Here is a 15,671-nt window from a genome sequence, read left to right on the forward strand (position 1 = left end):
ACCGCTCCGCCCACGGGGCCTCGCTGCTTGAGCGCATTGTAGTGATGGCCTTGCAAATAGGCGTTCAGGGCCGTGAAGCAATCGCTTTTCGCTGGAGGGAGCGTTAAGCACCGCTCCCATGACCTCCCGTATCCGCAACGCCTACGACATCCGCGTGGAAGAGGGCGTGCTGACGCCCGATCCGGCGCAGGATAGCGTGATCACGGCGCTGGAGCGCCTGGAGGTCGATCTGGCCAAACGCGGCCTGTTCGGCAAGGCGCCGGAGGTGCGGGGCGTCTATCTCTACGGCCCGCCCGGACGCGGCAAGTCGATGCTGATGGACCTGTTCTATTCGGCGACGCCGGAGCCGCGAAAGACGCGCGCGCACTTTCACGCCTTCATGGCCCGTATCCACGACCTGGTGAAACAGTGGCGCGAAGGGGATGCGAAGACCCGCAAGGCCGTGTTCGGAACCCACAGGGGCGACGATCCTATCCCGCCGATCGCGAAGCTGATCGCGTCGGAAGCCCGGCTGCTGTGTTTCGACGAACTGCAGGTCACCGACATCGCCGACGCCATGATCCTGGGCCGGCTGTTCGAAGCCCTGTTCGAGGATCGGGTGGTGCTGGCCATCACTTCGAACCGCGCGCCGGAGGACCTCTACAAGAACGGCATCAACCGCCAGCTCTTCCTGCCCTTCATCGACATCATCCGCGAGCGTTGCATGGTCGTGGAGACGGCCGGGGCGCGGGACTGGCGGTTGGACCGGATGACCTCGGCCCAGGTCTGGCACACGCCGGACGACCGCGCGGCGTTCGAGGCGTTATGGCGCGAGCTGAAGGGGGGCGAACCGGAGGAGCCGGCGCACCTGAGCGTGTTGGGCCGCGATGTGGTGGTGCAGCGCACCGTGGGATCGATGGCGCGGGCGACGTTTGCCGAGCTGTGCGCCAGGCCGCTGGGGCCGCAGGACTATCTGGCCATCGCCCAGCGGTTCCACACCCTGTTCCTGGAAGACGTGCCGATCCTGAGCTCGGCCAACCACCACGAAGCGCGGCGTCTGGTGACCCTGGTGGACGCCCTCTATGAGGCCAAGACCAAGCTGATTGTGCTGGCGGCGGCCAAGCCGGAGGCCCTCTATACCGAAGGGGTGGGGGCGTTCGAGTTCGAGCGCACCGTGTCGCGCTTCAACGAAATGCAGAGCAAGGACTGGCTGGCGCACGTCCGCGAGTGATGGCTAGGGTGTCGGCTGACCTTCGGAGTGTTTTCATGCGCCGTCTCGCCCTCGCCGCCGCCCTTGCTTTGACCTTATCGCCGCTGACGGCGGCAGGAGCGTTCGCCCAGACGGCGCCGGCTGCGGCCAGTCGCGGGCTGACGCCGGCCGAGGTTGCGACTTGGATCACCGGGTTGGGCGGGCGGGTCGGGCCTGTGCAGACCGAGAACGGCCTGACCTTCTTCACCGTGACCAATGCGGGCCTGACCTGGGCGGTCTTCTTCTATGGCTGCGAGGCGTCTGGCTGCGGCGAGGTTCAGTTCAGCGCCGTTGTGCCGGGCGCCGGCGCGACGCTGGATGCGGTCAACGCCTGGAACCGCGACAACCGCTATCTGAAAGCCTTCCACACCGCCGCCGAAACGCCGACGGCGACGGTGCAGTACGATGTCGTCGTGCTGTCGGGCGAAGGCGTGGCGCAACTGGCGGACCCGCTGACGGTCTGGCTGCAACTGCTGCCCAAGTTTGCGGCAGGCATGGGCTACGTCGCGCCGCGATGAGCTGCCTCCCCCAATGGGAGAAGGAAAAGAAAAAGGGCCTGCGGATCGCTCCGCAGGCCCTTCGTCATTCGATGGTCGCGCGGCTTACGCCAGCGAGGCGTCGATGTCCTTGCAGGCTTGAAGCAGGCCCTGGACCGAGGCGACGGACTTTTCGAACATGGCCTTTTCTTCGTCGTTGGTGGTGAACTCGACGATCTTCTCAACGCCGCCGGCGCCGATCAGGGCGGGAACGCCGACGTAGAGGTCCGACAGGCCGTATTCGCCCGACAGCCAGACGGCGCAGGGCAGGACGCGCTTCTGGTCCAGCAGATAGGACTTGGCCATCGCAATCGCGCTTTCAGCCGGGGCGTAGAAGGCCGAGCCGGTCTTCAGCAGGGCCACGATCTCGCCGCCGCCCTTGCGGGTGCGCTCGACGATGGCGTCCAGTTCGTCCTGCGACAGGAAGCCGGCGGCGACGGCGTCCGGCAGGGGCAGGCCGCCGACGGTCGAGTGGCGCACCATCGGCACCATGTCGTCGCCGTGACCGCCCAGGGTCCAGGCGTGGATGTCCTGAACCGACACGCCGGTCTTTTCAGCCAGGAAGTAGGCGAAGCGGGCCGAGTCCAGCACGCCGGCCATGCCGACGACCTTCTCCTTGGGCAGGCCCGAGAACTTCTGCAGGGCCCAGACCATGGCGTCGAGCGGGTTGGTGATGCAGATGACGAAGGCGTTGGGGGCGTGGGCCTTGATGCCCTCGCCGACGGCCTTCATGACCTTCAGATTGATGCCGATCAGGTCGTCGCGGCTCATGCCCGGCTTGCGCGGCACGCCGGCGGTGACGATGCAGACGTCGGCGCCCGCGATGTCGGCATAGTCGTTGGCGCCCTTCAGGGCCACGTCCTGGCCGAAGACGGCCGAGGCCTCGGCGATGTCCAGCGCCTTGCCCTGCGGGGTGCCTTCGGCGATGTCGAACAGGATCACGTCGCCCAGGGCTTCGCGCGCGGCCACGTGGGCCAGGGTTCCGCCGATCATGCCGGCGCCGATAAGGGCGATCTTCGCGCGAGCCATGGATGTCTCCGTTTATTGCGTGTGCGAAAGGGGATTAATCGTGCGGGCGGTCTAGACCCCTCGCGCGGCTGTCGCAAGAACCTCGCTTTACGGCCTTGGTCAGGCTTGCGAAGGTCCGGCGACAACCGGAGGATTTTGATGCGCCGTTCATTCGCTTTCGCCCTGCTGCTGGCCTCGGTCGCCACGCCGGTGCTGGCCCAGACGCCGCCCGCGACGATCGGCGACCGCTATATCCCCGCACCCTGGTGGATGCGCGATCCGGTGATCGCGTCGCTCGGCCAGGTCCGGGTCGAGATCCAGGCCAACCGCGCCTTCGTCTCGGCCAGCTTCCAGTCGGTGGACCGCAGCGTCGCCGAGGCCTCGCGCGCCGCCGCCGATCAGGTGCGGGCGCTGAGCCAGGCCTTGTCGGCCTATGGCGCGGACAAGGTGCGGGTCGAGACCAGCGTCACCACGCGCCCGCTCTATGACCAGTACCGCGACGAAAACGGGGTGATGCGCGACAATACCCGCGCCGACCGCGTAGCCCGCTATCAGGCCGACGCCTCGGTCAATGTGACGGTACGCGACGTGCGCCTGATCGAGCGGGTCTATGCGACCATCGTGGCTTCGCGTCCGACCTCGATCGGACAGGTGAACTTCAACCTGGAGCCCGACAACAGCTGGAAGGCCAATCTGCAGGCCGAGGCGATGAAGGATGCGCGCCGCCGGGCCGAGGCGGCGGCGACCAATGCGGGCGCGACCCTGGGCCGGGTCAAGATCATCGATCCGTCGGGCCGGGTCTGTCAGACGGACGTGCTGGCGGGCTGGCCTTCGTACGCCGCAGGCGGCGGGCAGGAGACGACGGTGGACGACATCGTCGTGACGGGGTCGCGCATGGCCTATGCACCCCCGCCTCCGCCGCCACCGCCGCCGCCGCCCCCGCCTCCAGCGCCCGGAGGCGGGGCGCCCAGCGAGGCTCAGATCGAGGCGGCGCGGCTGGCGCTGCAACCCCCGTTGCAGGTGATGACCGACAGCGCCTGCGTCATTTACGGACTGAACTGATGGGGTTTGAGGTTGCGCCCGCCTTCGAGGCGGGATCGGTCGCCGTCGCCGAATGGCCGCTGTGCCATGTGCGGCTTCAGGACGACGCCCGCTTTCCCTGGCTGATCCTGATTCCGCGCGTCGAGGGCGCGGTGGAGCTGGAAGACCTCAGCGTCGAACAGCGGGCCACATTGATGGAGGAGACGGTGCGGGCCGGAGCGCTGGTTCGACGACTGGGTGCGGTCGAAAAGCTGAACGTCGGCGCCATCGGCAATCTGACGGCGCAACTGCATGTCCATGTGGTCGGGCGCCGCCGCGACGACGGTCTTTGGCCCGATCCGGTCTGGGGTCGCGGACCAGTTGTTCCGTATACAGACGATGAGCGGGCGCGGTTGTTGGAGGTCGCGAAGGGCGGGTGAGTTTCCGCCGTCTCATTGGTCCGTCATCCTCGCCCTTGTGGCGAGGACCTATACTCCCGGTGTATCAAGCAGGGTGCACACTGCGGACGCACCGGGCGTATGGATCCTAGGGACAAGCCCTAGGATGACGAGCTAGAATATGGGTGCGCTTCGGGGCGACCGCATCCATCCGTCAGATAATATCCAGCGGCACGGCGTGTTTCGGGGGCGGGAAGGCCGCATCCAGCCGTTCCAGATCCTCCAGGTCGAACTGGATCTCCAGGGCGTCGGCGTTGGCCTCGACGTGTTCGATGGAACTGGCCTTGGGGATGGCGATGACGCCGTCGTGGCGCAGGACGGCGGCCAGCGCCACTTGGGCCGGGCTGGCCGAATGGCGATTGGCGATGTCGCGGATCAGGGGCTGTTCCAGCAGTTCGCCCCGCCCAAGCGGCGAATAGGCCATCATGGGCATGTCGCGCGCCTGCATCCATGGGAAGAGGTCGAACTCCACCCCGCGTGAGCCGAGATTATAGAGCAGCTGATTGGCGGCGCAGTCCGCGCCCCCCTCGATCTCCATCAACTGCTCCATGGCGCGCAGGTCCAGGTTGGACACGCCCCAGCGGGCGATCATCCCCTCGTCGACCAGATCTCGGAAGGCCTCGACGGTCTCTTCAAGCGGAACATGGCCTTCCCAGTGCAGCAGGTAGAGGTCCAGCCGCTCGACGCCGAGCCGTTCCAGCGACTTCTCGCAGGCCAGCATCATCTTCATCTCCGACGCATTCTCGGGCCGGACCTTGGAAACCACGAAGACCTCGTCGCGGCGTCCGGCGATGACCTCGCCCACCAGCCGCTCCGAGCGGCCGTCGCCATACAGTTCAGCCGTGTCGATCAGGGTCATGCCCAGGTCGATCCCGCGCGCCAGGGCCTGCTGCTCCTCATCGCGCCAGGCCGGGTCGTCGCCCAGCTCCCAGGTGCCTTGGCCGAGGGCGGGAACGGTCGTACCGTCCGCAAAGGTGACGAGGCGGGTCATGTCCGTCCTGACGATAATGAGCGGCGAAGACGCCGTCGGAGGAAGCGATGCGAACCCGGCATATCAAGACCGACGGTCTGGTCCAACAGGTTCTGGAGGCCGGGTTCGAGGATGATAACGCGCCTCTGGTCCTGCTGATCCACGGCTTTCCCGAAGTGGGGATCAGCTGGCGCGCTCAGGTCCAGGCGATCGCGCAGGCGGGCTATCATGTCGCCGCTCCCGATATGCGGGGCTATGGCGGGACGGACAAGCCGGCAGGGGTGGAGGCCTACTCGATCCTGCATCTGGTCGGCGACATGGTCGATCTGGTCCGCGCGCTGGGCAAGGCGTCGTGCATCGTCGTCGGGCATGACTGGGGCGCGCCGGTGGCCTGGCATTGCGCCCTGTTGCGGCCCGATCTCTTCACCGCAGTCGCGGGCCTGTCGGTGCCGTTCCAGCCGCGCCGACCCAAGGGACTGCCCACCGCCGCCATGGCCGCCATCTCGAAACGGGCCGGGCTGGGCGACCTCTACATCAGCCGATTCCAGGCGCCGGATGCGCACCGCGCGCTGGACGCCGATCCGACGATGGCGCTTAGGAAGCTGTTTTACGCCTACGACGGCGCGACCCCCGCCGATCGCAGATCGACCGGCTTCATGCCCGAAGGCGTGGACCTGCTGGACACTATCGCCGACGATGCGACCCTGCCGCCGTGGATGAGCGAAGCGCATTTCGACGAATATATGCGCGCCTTCTCAGCCGGCGGGTTCGAAGGACCCCTGAACTGGTACCGGGCGATGGACCTGAACTGGTCGCTGACGGCCTTTGTGCAGGACCAGAAGATCACCCCGCCCGCCCTGTTCATCGTCGGCGAGGACGATCCGGTGCGCCACTACGCCGGCGGGCACGAGGCGGGTCTGAAGGACTGGGCGCCGAACCTGATCCGCTCGATCGTCGTGCCGGGCGCGGGTCACTGGATCCAGCAGGAACGGGCGGACGAGATCAACCGCCTGCTGCTGGATTTCCTGAAGGGCCTCTAGGCCGCCTGCTTCGTCGTCATCTGACCACGCGCCTCGGCGACGATCTCCAGGCTGCGGATGCGGGCGGTATTGTCGAACATCATGCCGGTGACCATCAGTTCGTCCACGCCGGTCAGGGCGATGAAGTCGGTCAGTTGGCGCTTGACGGTTTCCGGACCGCCGATGGCGGAATAGAGCAGCCGGCCCTTGGCGCCGGCGATCTGCTGCGGCGTCAGGATGGTGGCGATGTCGTCGACGGGCGGGGGCAGCTTGCCCGGCTTGCCGGTCGAGAGGCGGGCGAAGCTCTGCTGCATCGAGGTGGACAGGCGCACGCCCTCGGCGTCCGTATCGGCGGCGAAGACGTTGATCGCGGCCATGGCGTGAGGCTTGGCCAAGCGGTCCGAGGGAACGAACTCACGGCGATACAGGGCCAGAGCCTCCAGCAGCAATTCGGGCGCGAAGTGGCTCGCGAAGGCGTAGGGCAGGCCCAGTTGCCCCGCCAGTTGCGCGCTGAACAGGCTGGAGCCCAGAAGCCAGATCGGCACGCGCAGGCCGGCGCCCGGGACGGCGCGGACGGGCTGGTTCTCAGACGCCGGCTCGAACCACTGGATCAGTTCGACGACGTCGCGCGGAAACTGATCGGCGCCCTCGAAATAGCGGCGCAGCGCACGGGCGGTGGCGCCGTCCGTGCCGGGCGCGCGGCCCAGGCCGAGGTCGATGCGGCCGGGGAACAGGGTCTCCAGCGTGCCGAACTGTTCGGCGACGACCAAAGGCGCGTGGTTGGGCAGCATGACGCCGCCGGAGCCGACGCGGATGCGCTCGGTCCCCGCCGCAACATGGCCGATGACGATGGCGGTGGCGGCGCTGGCGATGCCGGGCATATTGTGATGTTCGGCCAGCCAGAACCGCTCATAGCCCAGTCGATCGGCCGCCTGGGCCAGGGCCAGGGTTTCATCCAGACCGCGTCGGGCGTCGCCGCCTTCGACGATGGGGGAGAGGTCGAGAACTGAAAATGGGATCATGACGCCTAGATCGGGTCTGTGCCTTTGGGTTCAAGGGCGAGGGGCTGGAACCGCAACCGGATCAGGCGCTTTAAACTGATCTCGACAAGCGGAGCGATGCGCCATGACCGACACCGATTCCCCCAAGCCCGAAGCGGATTGTGACGACGCCCGCGAAGCCGCCGACATGGGTGAAAAGCCGGATCTGGGTCACAAGGCGGATACGCTGATCGACGCGCTGGACGGCAGCGATTCGGGATCGGACACGCGGGCAGGCTCGCTGCGTGGCGGTTCGGCTGCGGGTACGGATGACGATCCCGATTCCGCCGAGATCAACGACCGGCTGGCCCAAGAAGGTTCGGCCGATAAAGGCTCGAAGGACCAGGACGACGCCGCAGACTGAGCGGGCGCCTTGCCGCCGCCGCAACCATGCGCCACGGTGGCGCTCTGACCTTCCATCGGTCCAAGGACGACCTTTCGATGACGCTTCGCTTGGCGGCCTCTGCCGTTGTGGTTCTGTTTTGCCTCGCAGGATGTGATCGCCCGGCCCAACCGGTCGAGGCCAAGGCTGCGCCTGAAGCGTCGGCGCCGGCCGTCGCTGGTGCGACGCCTCCAGCAGCCGAAGTGCCCGCCGTCGTAGGGGGGACTGCACCCGCCGCCGCCGACGGGCCGCCGCCCTTCGCCGTCGTGTATCCCGGCGCACAGGTGGACGGACAGCCGCTGGCCGCCGGCGGCGAGGCCGGGCCGGGCGGCCTGGTGACCTTCACCACCACCGCCTCGCCGGACGATGTCGTCGCCTTCTATCGCGAGCGCGCCGAGAAGGCGGGCCTGCGCTCCGTCGCCGGAATGAACCAGGGCGACACGCGCGCCTATGGCGCGGCGGCGGACGCGGTGAACGGCGCCTCGCTACAGGTCGTCGCCACGCCGACCGAGACCGGCGTGACCTCGGTCCAGCTGGGCTGGAGCGCCGGTCAGTGAAGCGGGTCGCCGCCCTGGGCGCGGCGACGGCGATCCTTCTGGCCGGTGGGTGCGCAGGGGCGCCCAAGCCGGACGGCGCGATGCCGGCTGAAGGCTATTTGAGCGATGACGTTGTCGTCCAATTGACGAACGCAGTCCCGCCGGCCCCGGCTCCGGGGTCCGTCGCGGATATTGCGGACAAGGCGGCCTCGGCGCGTCTTGTGGCTCTGGAAGACGGCGACCGTTGGCTGCTCGCGACCGCCCATGCAGAGTTGCGTCCGCCGCTGGCCCTGCAACATTTCGATTGCGCCTTGGGTGTTCGTCTGGGGTCGGCCGAGATGCCGGCGCTGGACCGGGTGATGGCGCGGATCTTCCACGATGCGAACAGTGCGGCCGAACGCGTCAAGGCGCGCCAGGCGCGGCTGCGGCCGGTCGGCGACGACCCCGACCGGCGCGCTTGCCAGACCCTGACGCCGGCGGCGAGACGCAGCGCCTCCTATCCGTCCGGCAGCGCGGCGGTCGCGACGGCCTATGGCGAGGCCTTTGCGGCGCTGGAGCCGGACCGCGCGGAGGCCGTGCGCCGGATCGGCCATGAGATCGGGGTCAGCCGCTTGGTCTGCGCCATGCACTATCCGACCGATGTCGCGATCGGCGAACAGATCGGGCGGGATGTTGCGGCCAGGGCCGTCGCCACCCCGGCCTTCCAGGCGGACATGGCGGCGGCGAGGGGCGAACTGGCGGCTGCGCGCCGCAGCGGCCTGACCAATCCCGGCTGCGCGGCCGAGCGCGCGGCCCTGGCGATCCCTCTGCCCTGATGACGGCGGCGCTGGCCCTGGCCTTGCTGACCTTTCAGGCGCCAGCCGCCAGACCGTGCACGCCGCAAGAGGTGGCGGCGCTGACGGCGCCGTCGACGCAGCCCTATCGCCTGACGTGCCAAGCCGACCTGCCGGGCGTCGATATCCGCCGCCGCGTGCTGATCGAAGGCGGGGAGAGTTCAGGCGCGTCGCTGGATTGCGGGGGCGGGACGATCCGCGCGCCGGGCCCGGCGACGACCACAGCCCCGACCCTCGCCGTCTGGTCCCGCCGCGAGGGCGATCGGTGGTCGCGGCCGGTCGATGTAACGATCCGAAACTGCACCGTCGTCGGCAATGTGCGGATCTGGGGCATGGGGGCGGGCGGATCGATGCGCGACCTGCTGGCCTCGTCACGCACCGCCGGGCACACCCAAGCGGCCCAGTCCGCCGCGCCGCTCCGCGTCACCCTGGACCGGGTTCGGTTCGAGGGCGTGGGGACCATTCCCCTCTATATCGGGCCGGGGGTGACGCGCACCACGGTGACGCGATCCCGCTTTACGGGGCGCTCGACCTCGACCGCCGTCTATCTGGACGCCGAGAGCGCAGGCGCGCTGATCCAGGATAATGATTTCGATATTCGCACCGGGCGCGAGCAGATCGCGGTGGACGGGTCGGGCGCCAACCGCATCGTCGGCAACCGGCTGGCGCTGCACGGCAAGGGCGGGGTGTTCTTATACCGCAACTGCGGCGAGGACGGCGTGATCCGCCACCAGACGCCGTCCTATAATCAGATTACGGACAATCTGTTCACCGGCGCGGGCTGGTTGCGGCCGCGCGCGGTGGTGATCGGGTCGCGTGAGGGCGGGCGACGCTACTGCGGCGACGACCGGGGCTGGCCGTTCGGCTCCAGCGCGGACGACGGCGACGGGGCCACGGGGAATCTGGCGGCGCGCAACGTCGTGCGACGCTGATAGAGGCCTTGCACGCACCGGCGGTTCGGGGCTGATTGCGGAACAGAGCGATCAGGGGATTGGATATGCGTTGGGTGTTGTTTCTGGCCTCCCTTGCGGCGGCCGTGGGCTTGGCGGTGCTGACCGCGCAGACGCCCAAACCCCTGCCCGCCTCGGCGCCTGCGGTTCAGTTCTCGGCCGCGCGCGCCATGATCGACGTGAACCGGATCGCGAGAGCGCCGCATCCGGTCGGCTCGGCCGAGCATCGGCAGGTTCAGACCTATCTTGCCCAGAGGCTGACGGCGCTGGGGCTTCAGCCCAGCCTGCAGACCGGCGCCCTGTCGCCCGCCGCCGTCGCGCGGCTCGAGCGGGAGGGTGGAAATGCGGACGGCGTCCAGGCCGTCAATATCATCGGCGTCCTGCCGGGACGAAATCCGGCCCTGCCGGCCGTCGCCCTGATGGCGCATTACGACACCTCGCCGACTTCGCCGGGCGCCGCCGACGATGCGACCGGCGTGGCCGCCATTCTGGAAGCCGTGCGCGCGATCAAGGCACGGGGCGGGGCCGAGCGGACGCTGGTGGTCTTGTTCACCGACGCCGAGGAGCTGAATCTGGACGGGGCGCGGGCCTTCTTCAGCGAACATCCGCTGCGTGACGACATCGGCGCGGTGATCAATCTGGAGGCGCGGGGCGGCGGCGGGCGCGCGATGATGTTCGAGACCGGGCCCGGCAACGCCCAGACCATCGCCCGCTATGCCCAGGCGACGCAGCGGGCGACGGGCGGGCCGTCCAGCAACGCCCTGGCCATCTTCGTCTATCGGCTGATGCCCAATGGCACGGACTTCACCGTGGCGGCGGATCGGAGGCTGGCGGGGATCAATCTGGCCTTCATCGGCCGCCCGGCGCAGTATCATTCACCGTCCTCGACGCCGCAGGCGCTGGATCAGGGCAGCGTGCAGCATATCGGCTCCCAGGCGTTGGAAATGGCCGATGACCTTTTGCGGGCGCCGACCCTGCCGCAGGCGACGCAGAACACCGTCTATGCCGACGTCTTCGGCCTGTTCGTCGTGCAGCATTCGCCGGCGATCGGCTGGCTGCTGTTGATCGTGGGAGTCCTGGCGACGGCCTTCGCCGCCTGGGGCGCGCGGCATGCCACGGCCTTGAGAGCCATGTCGGTCGTGCGGGGCGCGGCGGATGGCCTGTGGCTGTTGGCCAGCGCGGTGGTGGTGGGACAGGCGGTGCGCGTCCTGGCCGGACCGATCGGCCGTCGCGTGGATTCGGCCGACCTCTATTACACCTTGCTGCGTCGCCTGCCGGTTCTGGAAATCGCCGTGGCCCTGGCCATGCTCGGCCTGGTTCTGATGCTGACCGCAGGGCGACGCCTGCTGGGCCGATGGGGCGCAGCCGGAGTTGTCCTGGCGGCCTTCGCGATTGCAGCGGCGCTGGGCGGTTTCAGCCTGCCGGTCCTGGGCGCGACGGTGATCGCCCTGGCGCTCAGCCTGGCGCGGCCGAAACCGCAGGACGCAGACGCCGTCTGGGGCGGCTGGCTGGGGTTGATCGTCCTGGTTCTGATCCTGGGCGGCGGGGTGCAGGCGGCGGCGCCGGAAGCCGCCTTCCTGCTGGTGTGGCCCGGTCTGATCGCCGCCCTGGCCGCCGCGTCGACGGCGGTGATCGGCGCCCGTTTCGGTTCATGGGCGTCCTTGGCGCCCGCCGTCGTCGCCACAGCACTCGTCGGCGGGTGGTTGCTGGTTCAGGGGCACGGGGTCTTCCTGGGGGTCGGCATGGACTTGCCTGGCGCAGTGGGGCCGATCGCCCTGATGATCGCGATGCTGATCCGCCCGCTGGCGCCGCGCTCGGGCCGCGCCTTGCCGATCTTCGCCGCCGCCGGTCTGTTGCTCGCCTGCGGGATCGCCGTGGCGGCGAGACTCATCGCGTGAGGCGACTGCGTTTCGCAGTCGTCGGCGCCGTGAAACCCGGCTAAGGCTACCGCTGCTGCTTCTGGGAGCCTCGGCGCGCTTGCACCATCTTCACGTCAATCCGTTCACCGTCCTGTCGTTGGCGATAGCGATCCTGGGCGCGTGGACGGCTCTGGATCTGTTCAATCGAACCCGCGACCAGATCGGCGCGACGCGGCTGCGCTGGTTGGGAGTCGCGGCCCTGGCGCTGGGCGTCAGCATCTGGTCGATGCATTTCATCGCCATGCTGGGGTTCGAGTTGAACGGTCCGGTCTTCTATGACCCCGGCCTGACGCTGGTGTCGTTCCTGCTGGCGACGGCCGGTACGGCGGCGGCCTTCCTGACGGCGGGGACAGCGCAGGCCAGCCCCCTGCGACTCGCGCCGGCGGCCTTGCTGATGGGCGGGTCCATCGTCGCCATGCACTATGTCGGGATGGCGGCGATGCGGATGAACGCCGTCCTGAGCTATCAGCCCGTGCTGGTCGCCCTGTCGGTGCTGGTTGCGGTCGCCGCCGCCTATGCCGCCCTGATTGCGGCCCGCCAGGAGCGGAGCCTGGCCTGGCGCGCGGTCGCCGCCGTGATCCTGGGTCTGGCCATCGTCTCCATGCACCATGTCGGCATGGCGGCCCTGATCCTGACCCCGATCGCCGATGCCGGGCCGGTGGAGGGCGGGGCGTCGCCGGTGGTCCTGGCGGTCGCGGTGACGACCGGGGCGGTGACACTGCTGTTTCTCGCGCTGGGCGCCTCGATCGTGGATCAGCGCGCCAATGTCCTGGCGGCCGTGGACGCCGGCGGCGTCGGCTTCTGGGAAGCGACCCTGCCGATGAAGACGACGATGATGTCGCATCGCGCGCGCGAAATCCTGTCCATCGACGCGGACAGCCGTCTGGGAGCCACCGAGATCGGCGACCGTCTGTCGCCCGAGGATCTGCCGCTGCATCGTCAGGCGCTGGAGCGCGCCTTGGCGGGCGAGGGCGAATATGATCAGGAATGGCGTCTGCCGGCCTCTGGCCGCTGGATCCATCTGCGGGGGCGCCTGATCCGCAGTCGTTCGGGCCGGCCGATCAAGATGTCGGGGGTCATCACCGACATCACCGATCGCCGCGAAGCCTTCGCCGCCCTGGCCGACAGCGAACGCTTGCAGCGACTGCTGATCAACGAACTGAATCACCGGGTGAAGAACACGCTGGCCACGGTGCAGTCCATCGCACACCAGACGGCGCGGCGCACGCCGGATGTCGCCACCTTCACCGCCCTGTTCGAGGCGCGGCTGGTGGCCCTGTCCAACACGCAGAATCTGCTGACGGCCGCGAATTGGGAGCGTGTCGATCTGCGCGCCATGCTGGCTCAGGAACTGGCCCCCTATGCCGAGGAACAGGTTCGCCTGACCGGACCGGCCGTCGATCTGAACGCGCAGCAGACCCTGGGCATGGGCATGGTCTTTCACGAACTGGCGGTGAACGCCGCCAAATACGGCGCCCTGTCGAACGCCTCGGGCTGCGTGCGGGTCGACTGGTCCGTGGCGGAAGGCCATCTGCTGCTGGATTGGGTCGAAAGCGGCGGTCCGGCGGTGTCGCCGCCTCAACGCAAGGGCTTTGGTTCGGTGCTGATCGATTCGACCATCAACCGCTCGCTGCACGGCTCGGCGGTCATGACCTACGACCCCGAAGGCGCCAGTTTCAGCCTGCGTCTTCCGCTGTAGCCTACGTCAAAAACGGTCGTAGGTTTTGAATGTTCTCGTTTTGATCGATGAGAACATCTTGTGAACCGGAACAAACCATGCACATAGTCGGCCTCACGAAACGGGGGCGGGTCCAGGCGGGTCTCTCCCAAGCTTAATGACAGGAATCATGGCAAGGGAGACGAAGGCAATGGCTTCACAGGCGGCACTCAAGTTGGTGGGCAAGGACGACGGCGACAAGCAACGCGCCCTGGAGGCGGCGATCGCACAGATCGATCGCGCCTTCGGCAAGGGCTCGGTGATGAAGCTCGGCAAGGCCGGGCAGGTGAACGAGATCGAGAGCGTCTCGACCGGTTCGCTGGGCCTGGACATGGCGCTTGGCATCGGCGGTCTGCCGGTCGGGCGGGTGATCGAGGTGTTCGGCCCGGAATCCTCGGGCAAGACGACTTTGGCCCTGCACACCGTCGCCGAAGTGCAGAAGAAGGGCGGGGTCGCCGCTTTCGTCGACGCCGAACATGCGTTGGACCCGGTTTACGCCCAGAAGCTGGGCGTCAATCTGGACGACCTGCTGGTGTCGCAGCCCGATACCGGCGAGCAGGCGCTGGAAATCGTGGATACGCTGGTCCGATCGGGCGCCGTGGACATCGTGGTCGTCGACTCGGTCGCGGCCCTGACGCCGCGCGCCGAGATCGAGGGCGAGATGGGCGACAGCCTGCCGGGCCTTCAGGCGCGCTTGATGAGCCAGGCGCTGCGCAAGCTGACCGCCTCGATCTCCAAGTCGAAATGCATCGTCCTGTTCATCAACCAGATCCGTCACAAGATCGGCGTCATGTACGGCTCGCCTGAGACGACGACGGGCGGCAATGCGCTGAAGTTCTACGCCTCGGTGCGTCTGGACATCCGCCGCACTGGCGCGATCAAGAACCGCGACGAGGTGGTCGGCAACACCACCCGGGTCAAGGTGGTCAAGAACAAGGTCGCCCCGCCGTTTCGCGAGGTCATCTTCGACATCATGTACGGCGAGGGCATCTCCAAGCTGGGCGAGGTCATCGACCTGGGCGTCAAGGCCGGCATCATCGAGAAGTCGGGCAGCTGGTTCAGCTATGACTCCACCCGGATCGGTCAGGGCCGCGAGAATGTGCGCGAGTTCCTGAAACAGAACCCCGACATCGCCGCCTCGATCGAAAAGAACGTGCGCGCCTCGACCAACAAGATCGCCGACGAACTGCTGGGCACGCCCGAGCCGGACGAAGGCCAGGACCTGGAAGGCTGACGCCGGCCTCCGAGGCTGGGCGGACTGTCAGAGTTCATCCCGGTCTCGGTCTGGTCTTTTTCACCGCTACTCCGTCGCCCCTAGCGACCCGCCACCGACCCCGCGAAGGGCGGCGGAGCGACCCGCTCGACCTCGTGTCGGGCGGGTCTTTTTCTTGTCCGGGCCTGCGATTGCGATTGGCCCAGGGCCGCGCGATAACGATGGCCATGCGAAACCGCTTTGGGTGTCTGGCTTTGCTCGCCCTCTTGGTCTGCGCGCCTCTCGCGGGTTGGCAGACCTACCAATACGTTTGGTATCAAAGCCTCTTGCCTCATGGCGTCGAGGCAAGGTGGATCGAATATCGTAAGCAAGCGGCTTGGGGCTTCGGACCCGGCGCCGACGAGGTCGGACTGATCATATATCGGCTGGAGAAGGCTTCGCTTTCAAAGATCGAAGAAGGAGGATTGGCTTATCTGTCTGACGCTTCTGAAAGCCCGGTGCTGGTGAATGCATCTCAGCGGAAGGCGAATGAGCGTCGAACCTACTGGGACTGGAAGCGCACTCCGATCGTTCCATTGTGGTCTGGACATGGGGAGCATAACTGCGGCCGAGAGCCCGGCATCGGGGCCTTCCTGGATCGCAATTATTTCCGCTGCAAACTCGATCCGAAAACCGTGTCGCGGGTCAATGCCATCATAAGCTCTGACAATGCGTTTTACGCCCGTGGGCGAGGTGGGAGCGTCGTCATCGTGGCTCCGGTTGAGAAACGCGTGATCCTAGCGTACAGCGGCTAGCAACCCTTCTAAACGAAAACGGGCGACCCGAAGGCCGCCCGTTCTGTC

General features: G+C 67.7%; 16 protein-coding genes. 13 read left to right on the plus strand and 3 right to left on the minus strand.

From position 1 onward, the window contains the following. Positions 1–118 precede the first annotated feature (118 nt). Together zapE and E7T10_RS02640 are read left to right on the plus strand one after the other, a co-directional pair. A complete protein-coding gene (zapE, locus tag E7T10_RS02635; RefSeq protein WP_137720606.1) occupies positions 119–1,210 on the plus strand; it encodes a cell division protein ZapE in 1,092 nt (363 codons plus the stop codon). A 35-nt stretch (positions 1,211–1,245) separates the two neighbouring features. Continuing rightward, positions 1,246–1,746 (plus strand): YbjN domain-containing protein, encoded by a 501-nt coding sequence (locus E7T10_RS02640; RefSeq protein WP_168189871.1) that lies wholly within the window; start codon positions 1,246–1,248, stop codon positions 1,744–1,746. An 84-nt stretch (positions 1,747–1,830) separates the two neighbouring features. On the opposite strand, the gene mdh is transcribed toward E7T10_RS02640, so the two are convergent. Further along, positions 1,831–2,793, minus strand: a complete 963-nt coding sequence (mdh, locus tag E7T10_RS02645) for a malate dehydrogenase (RefSeq protein ID WP_137720608.1) — start codon at positions 2,791–2,793, stop codon at positions 1,831–1,833. A 138-nt stretch (positions 2,794–2,931) separates the two neighbouring features. On the opposite strand from mdh, the gene E7T10_RS02650 reads away from it, so the two are divergent. Both E7T10_RS02650 and E7T10_RS02655 read left to right on the plus strand, forming a co-directional pair. Beyond that, positions 2,932–3,834: an SIMPL domain-containing protein gene (locus tag E7T10_RS02650; protein WP_137720609.1), complete on the plus strand. Its 903-nt coding sequence runs from the start codon at positions 2,932–2,934 to the stop codon at positions 3,832–3,834. Next, on the plus strand, positions 3,831–4,232 hold the full coding sequence (locus E7T10_RS02655) for an HIT domain-containing protein (protein ID WP_210416199.1): 402 nt from the start codon (positions 3,831–3,833) through the stop codon (positions 4,230–4,232). Before E7T10_RS02650 ends, E7T10_RS02655 begins: the two co-directional genes overlap by 4 nt. A 172-nt stretch (positions 4,233–4,404) precedes the next feature. Here E7T10_RS02655 and E7T10_RS02660 read toward each other — a convergent pair whose 3' ends face one another. Further along, a complete protein-coding gene (locus E7T10_RS02660) occupies positions 4,405–5,241 on the minus strand; it encodes an aldo/keto reductase (RefSeq protein WP_137720611.1) in 837 nt (278 codons plus the stop codon). A gap of 47 nt (positions 5,242–5,288) precedes the next feature. On the opposite strand from E7T10_RS02660, the gene E7T10_RS02665 reads away from it, so the two are divergent. Beyond that, positions 5,289–6,260: an alpha/beta fold hydrolase gene (locus E7T10_RS02665; protein WP_137720612.1), complete on the plus strand. Its 972-nt coding sequence runs from the start codon at positions 5,289–5,291 to the stop codon at positions 6,258–6,260. Here the strand turns inward: E7T10_RS02665 and E7T10_RS02670 are convergent. Beyond that, positions 6,257–7,261, minus strand: a complete 1,005-nt coding sequence (locus E7T10_RS02670) for an LLM class flavin-dependent oxidoreductase (protein WP_137720613.1) — start codon at positions 7,259–7,261, stop codon at positions 6,257–6,259. The genes E7T10_RS02665 and E7T10_RS02670 overlap by 4 nt on opposite strands. Before the next feature lie 103 nt (positions 7,262–7,364). On the opposite strand from E7T10_RS02670, the gene E7T10_RS02675 reads away from it, so the two are divergent. From E7T10_RS02675 to E7T10_RS02710, 8 genes are all read left to right on the plus strand, one after another. Then, positions 7,365–7,643, plus strand: coding sequence for a ribonuclease (locus tag E7T10_RS02675; RefSeq protein WP_137720614.1), 279 nt, complete (start codon positions 7,365–7,367; stop codon positions 7,641–7,643). 77 nt (positions 7,644–7,720) lie between these two features. Beyond that, on the plus strand, positions 7,721–8,218 hold the full coding sequence (locus E7T10_RS02680) for a hypothetical protein (protein ID WP_137720615.1): 498 nt from the start codon (positions 7,721–7,723) through the stop codon (positions 8,216–8,218). Beyond that, positions 8,215–9,012 (plus strand): PA-phosphatase, encoded by a 798-nt coding sequence (locus E7T10_RS02685; RefSeq protein WP_137720616.1) that lies wholly within the window; start codon positions 8,215–8,217, stop codon positions 9,010–9,012. Before E7T10_RS02680 ends, E7T10_RS02685 begins: the two co-directional genes overlap by 4 nt. Next, positions 9,012–9,962 carry a right-handed parallel beta-helix repeat-containing protein gene (locus tag E7T10_RS02690; RefSeq protein WP_137720617.1) on the plus strand — a complete coding sequence of 317 codons (951 nt, stop codon included), beginning with the start codon at positions 9,012–9,014 and terminating at the stop codon, positions 9,960–9,962. The genes E7T10_RS02685 and E7T10_RS02690 overlap by 1 nt, the downstream gene beginning before the upstream one ends. A gap of 65 nt (positions 9,963–10,027) precedes the next feature. Beyond that, positions 10,028–11,878 (plus strand): M20/M25/M40 family metallo-hydrolase, encoded by a 1,851-nt coding sequence (locus E7T10_RS02695; protein ID WP_137720618.1) that lies wholly within the window; start codon positions 10,028–10,030, stop codon positions 11,876–11,878. Between the two features lie 79 nt (positions 11,879–11,957). Further along, the gene (locus E7T10_RS02700; protein WP_137720619.1) at positions 11,958–13,598 is read left to right on the plus strand and encodes an MHYT domain-containing protein; all 1,641 of its coding nucleotides are present in this window, start codon (positions 11,958–11,960) and stop codon (positions 13,596–13,598) included. 169 nt (positions 13,599–13,767) lie between these two features. Next, positions 13,768–14,850, plus strand: a complete 1,083-nt coding sequence (recA, locus tag E7T10_RS02705) for a recombinase RecA (protein ID WP_045809962.1) — start codon at positions 13,768–13,770, stop codon at positions 14,848–14,850. Between the two features lie 200 nt (positions 14,851–15,050). Beyond that, on the plus strand, positions 15,051–15,623 hold the full coding sequence (locus E7T10_RS02710; RefSeq protein WP_168189872.1) for a hypothetical protein: 573 nt from the start codon (positions 15,051–15,053) through the stop codon (positions 15,621–15,623). Positions 15,624–15,671 lie beyond the last annotated feature (48 nt).

Origin of the sequence: Brevundimonas sp. SGAir0440 (assembly GCF_005484585.1) — a bacterium.
Classification (GTDB): Bacteria; Pseudomonadota; Alphaproteobacteria; order Caulobacterales; family Caulobacteraceae; genus Brevundimonas.

What these genes read in the sequence shown, in the direction of transcription:
- zapE (WP_137720606.1), top strand. Translation starts at nt 119, where the DNA reads ATGACCTCCCGTATCCGCAACGCCTACGACATCCGCGTGGAAGAGGGC.
- E7T10_RS02665 (WP_137720612.1), top strand. Translation starts at nt 5,289, where the DNA reads ATGCGAACCCGGCATATCAAGACCGACGGTCTGGTCCAACAGGTTCTG.
- E7T10_RS02675 (WP_137720614.1), top strand. Translation starts at nt 7,365, where the DNA reads ATGACCGACACCGATTCCCCCAAGCCCGAAGCGGATTGTGACGACGCC.
- E7T10_RS02640 (WP_168189871.1), top strand. Translation starts at nt 1,246, where the DNA reads ATGCGCCGTCTCGCCCTCGCCGCCGCCCTTGCTTTGACCTTATCGCCG.
- mdh (WP_137720608.1), bottom strand. Translation starts at nt 2,793, where the DNA reads ATGGCTCGCGCGAAGATCGCCCTTATCGGCGCCGGCATGATCGGCGGA.
- E7T10_RS02690 (WP_137720617.1), top strand. Translation starts at nt 9,012, where the DNA reads ATGACGGCGGCGCTGGCCCTGGCCTTGCTGACCTTTCAGGCGCCAGCC.
- recA (WP_045809962.1), top strand. Translation starts at nt 13,768, where the DNA reads ATGGCTTCACAGGCGGCACTCAAGTTGGTGGGCAAGGACGACGGCGAC.
- E7T10_RS02660 (WP_137720611.1), bottom strand. Translation starts at nt 5,241, where the DNA reads ATGACCCGCCTCGTCACCTTTGCGGACGGTACGACCGTTCCCGCCCTC.
- E7T10_RS02650 (WP_137720609.1), top strand. Translation starts at nt 2,932, where the DNA reads ATGCGCCGTTCATTCGCTTTCGCCCTGCTGCTGGCCTCGGTCGCCACG.
- E7T10_RS02695 (WP_137720618.1), top strand. Translation starts at nt 10,028, where the DNA reads ATGCGTTGGGTGTTGTTTCTGGCCTCCCTTGCGGCGGCCGTGGGCTTG.
- E7T10_RS02670 (WP_137720613.1), bottom strand. Translation starts at nt 7,261, where the DNA reads ATGATCCCATTTTCAGTTCTCGACCTCTCCCCCATCGTCGAAGGCGGC.
- E7T10_RS02710 (WP_168189872.1), top strand. Translation starts at nt 15,051, where the DNA reads ATGGCCATGCGAAACCGCTTTGGGTGTCTGGCTTTGCTCGCCCTCTTG.
- E7T10_RS02680 (WP_137720615.1), top strand. Translation starts at nt 7,721, where the DNA reads ATGACGCTTCGCTTGGCGGCCTCTGCCGTTGTGGTTCTGTTTTGCCTC.